4 protein-coding genes are annotated in these 3,621 nt (G+C 64.0%); 3 read left to right on the top strand and 1 reads right to left on the bottom strand.

What is annotated here, in order from left to right; translation table 11 throughout:
- Nucleotides 1-148: 148 nt before the first annotated feature.
- From P0D96_RS47590 to P0D96_RS47580, 3 genes are all read left to right on the top strand, one after another.
- Nucleotides 149-1,441, top strand: a complete 1,293-nt coding sequence (locus tag P0D96_RS47590; protein WP_408178340.1) for a THUMP domain-containing class I SAM-dependent RNA methyltransferase — start codon at nt 149-151, stop codon at nt 1,439-1,441.
- 220 nt (nt 1,442-1,661) lie between these two features.
- A complete protein-coding gene (locus tag P0D96_RS47585) occupies nt 1,662-2,045 on the top strand; it encodes a VOC family protein (RefSeq protein WP_408178339.1) in 384 nt (127 codons plus the stop codon).
- A gap of 66 nt (nt 2,046-2,111) precedes the next feature.
- Nucleotides 2,112-2,852, top strand: a complete 741-nt coding sequence (locus tag P0D96_RS47580; RefSeq protein WP_408321231.1) for a helix-turn-helix transcriptional regulator — start codon at nt 2,112-2,114, stop codon at nt 2,850-2,852.
- Between the two features lie 57 nt (nt 2,853-2,909).
- Here the strand turns inward: P0D96_RS47580 and P0D96_RS47575 are convergent.
- A partial coding sequence (locus P0D96_RS47575) for an NAD(P)(+) transhydrogenase (Re/Si-specific) subunit beta (RefSeq protein ID WP_408321229.1) occupies nt 2,910-3,621 on the bottom strand: 712 nt, incomplete at its 5' end.

Genomic DNA, 3,621 nt, shown 5'->3' with positions numbered 1-3,621 from the left:
CCGCCCCGCACAGGGGCAACGCCAATCGACCACCGTGAATTCAAGGAAAGGCCAACACGACAAAAACCGCCACGCAGGCACCCATGCAAAAGCACAACACCCCGACCGCGTACAATAGCGCCTTATCCAACGCCTTCCGGCAACCTCAATGTCCTTCGATTTCTTCCTCCCTTGCCCGCGCGGCCTTGAAGCCTCGCTTGCGGCTGAACTCGCCGAAATTGCCGCCCAACACCTGAACGGCGCCCCGTTCACGGCCGGCGCACAAGTGCCGGGCGGCGTGCATTTCCGCGGAGGCTGGGCCGCCGGCATGGCCGCCAACCTGTATTCGCGTCTCGCGAGCCGCGTGCTGCTGAAAATCGCGCATCGCCCGTATCGCAGCGAGCAGGACATTTATGCGCTCGCAGTCGAACAGCGTTGGGAACAATGGTTTTCGGCGAACGAAACGCTGCGCGTGGACGTCACGGCGATCAAATCGCCGCTGCGCAGCCTGGAATTCACGACGCTGCGCGTCAAGGACGCCATCTGCGATCGTCTGCGCGAAGTCAGCGGCGCGCGTCCAAGCATCGACACCGCCATGCCCGACGTGCGCGTGTTCGCCTTTCTCACCGCCACCGACTGCACGCTGTATCTCGACACCTCGGGCGATCCGCTCTTCAAGCGCGGCTGGCGCCTCGACAAGGGCGCAGCGCCGCTGCGCGAGAATCTGGCCGCGGGCATTCTGCGTTTGACCGGCTGGACCGCCGGCACTCCTCTGTACGACCCGATGTGCGGCAGCGGCACATTCCTCGCGGAAGCCGCGCAGGTGGCGCTGAATATCGCGCCGGGCGCGGAACGGCGCTTCGGCTTCGAGAAGCTCAAGCAATACGAAGCCAAAACCTGGCAAACACTCAAGGCCGCCGCGCTCGACGCGAAGCACGCCGCGCGCAGTTCGCGCGCCGATCTGCAAATCTTCGGCAGCGATATTTCCGGCGACATGCTCGACAAGGCGCGCGCCAACTTCCAGCGCGCCGGCTTGCCGTCGATTCCCCTCAAACAGGTCGACGCGCGCGGCATGACGCCGCCGACTTCCGCTGCAGGCATACTCGTCGCCAATCCGCCGTATGGCGAACGAATCGAAGTGCGCGGGCGCAATGCCCGCGGCGAGCTTCGCGAAGGCCGCGGCAATCGTGACAGCCGCGAAGACGAGGGTTTTCGTCGCGCGCAGGAAGAAACGCCGGACAGCGAATTTTTCCAGTCGCTCGGCGATGCGCTCAAGCAGCGCTTCACCGGCTGGCACGCATTCATCCTGACATCGGATCGCAAGCTGCCGGGCCAGTTGCGTTTGCGTGAATCGACCAAGACGCCACTCTTTAACGGCGCGCTCGAATGCCGTCTGTTCCGCTTCGATCTGATCGCGGGCAGCGTGCGGCAGCGTCCCCAGAGCGACACGCCGGCGGCGTGAAATGCGCTGCGTCTGACAGGTAGTTTGGCGACGAAAACCGCGGACTGGCTCCGCGGTTTTTTTTCGCCTGTGGCTTGCGAGCCGTCCGTTTTTTTCGCTGCCCTGTCCATCGCTCCTGCCACCTCCTACTGACACCACGCTGTCAGTAGCACCCCCGCACACTCCTTCTCACGCCATCCGGCGCTTTACACGGCTTACCCGCCATCCACAGGAGAGTGACATGTCCGCATCATCCAAAGTTGTTGCATGGTTCGAGATTCCGTCCGTCGATTTCGATCGCGCCGTCCGTTTCTATGAAGCGGCGCTCGACGTCAAACTGAATGTCCAGGAAGTCGGCGGCCAGCCAATCGCCGTGTTCGGCTACGAGGAGCCGGCCACCGGCGGCGCGATCGTCCACAGCCCGTCGATGACCCCGACCGACGACGGCGTGCTCGTCTATCTGAACGCGCAACCGACCGTCGACGCCACCCTCGCGCGCGTCGAGCAAGCCGGCGGCAAGACCGACGGCCCGGTGATCAAACTGCCGCAGGACATCGGCTATATCGCGTTCTTCACCGATACGGAAGGCAACCGCCTCGGCCTGCACTCGCGGACCAACGGCTAAACGCAACACAACGCTCGTGCGCGGCGGCCGGCGAGCACCGCGCACGAACGCCGACCGGAGCGCGGCATGCGGCGCTATCATCGCGGGACTGTCCCCGTCCTCTTCTACAAGACGCCCACGATGACGCGCCGCGCCGACCGCCTGTTCCAGATCGCCGAACTGCTGCGCGGACGGCGTCTGACCACCGCGCAACAACTCGCCGACTGGCTGCATATCTCGCTGCGCACGGTCTATCGCGACGTGCGCGATCTGCAACTGTCAGGGGTGCCGATCGAAGGCGAAGCCGGCATCGGCTACCGTCTGAGCCGCGCGGCAAGTTTGCCCCCGCTCACCTTCACCGCCGATGAACTGGCCGCGCTCGCCGCGGGCGCGCGCATGCTCGAGTCGTGGGGCGGCGCCGGCTTCGCGGGCGGCGCGCGCGGGGCGCTCGCCAAGATCGCCTCGGCCATGCCCGCCGACAAGCGCGCGACGCTGGAAAGGCTCGCGGTCTTCGCGCCATCGTTTCACATCAAAGTGGATTTTTCCGCGCAATTGGACGCGCTGCATCGCGCGATCGACACGCGGCATGTGGTGAGCTTTGCCTATGTCGATGTGAATGGCGCGGCGACCGAGCGTCGTGTCTGGCCGCTCGCCCTCGCCTATTGGGGCGCGCGCTGGACGCTCGGTGCGTGGTGTGAATTACGGAGCGATTTCCGCAATTTCGGGCTGGAGAAGATTCAGAACCTTCAGGTGCTCGAACAATATCCAGATCAGGAAGGCAGGCGACTCGCGGACCTGTTGCGGCATGTGAATGCGAAGCCGAAGTGAGGATCGCGGTTCGCCCCGCTGCGAGGCAAACCGCGATCTCGTTCCTTCGGCGCAGGCTTATTCCACCGCCTTCACCATGTCTTCGATCACCTTCTTCGCGTCGCCGAACACCATCATCGTCTTGTCCATGTAGAACAGGTCGTTGTCGAGCCCGGCGTAACCTGCGGCCATCGAGCGCTTGTTCACGATGACCGTACGCGCCTTGTACGCCTCGATGATCGGCATGCCCGCGATCGGTGACTTCGGATCGTTCTTGGCCGCCGGGTTCACCACGTCGTTCGCGCCGAGCACCAGCACCACGTCGACCTGACCGAACTCGCCGTTGATGTCGTCCATTTCGTAGACCATGTCGTACGGCACTTCGGCTTCTGCGAGCAGCACGTTCATGTGACCTGGCATCCGTCCGGCCACCGGGTGAATCGCGTACTTCACCTCGATGCCCTTCTCGACCAGCTTGTCGGTCAGCTCCTTCAACGCATGCTGCGCGCGCGCAACGGCAAGACCATAACCCGGCACGATCACCACGGTTTCAGCATTGCCGAGCATGAACGACGCATCATCGGCAGAACCCGATTTCACCGGACGCTGCTCAGCCGACCCACCTGCCGCTGCCGCTCCCGGCTCATTGCCGAAGCCACCGAGAATCACGTTGAAAAACGAGCGGTTCATCGCCCGGCACATGATGTACGACAGAATCGCACCGGACGAACCCACCAGCGAGCCCGCGATGATCAGCATCGGATTGTTCAGCGAGAAGCCGATGCCCGCC

Origin of the sequence: Paraburkholderia sp. RL17-347-BIC-D, assembly GCF_046027915.1 — a bacterium.
GTDB lineage: Bacteria > Pseudomonadota > Gammaproteobacteria > Burkholderiales > Burkholderiaceae > Paraburkholderia.
The sequence above is the reverse complement of the archived record's forward strand: the minus strand, read 5'-3'. Positions and strand labels throughout refer to the sequence as shown.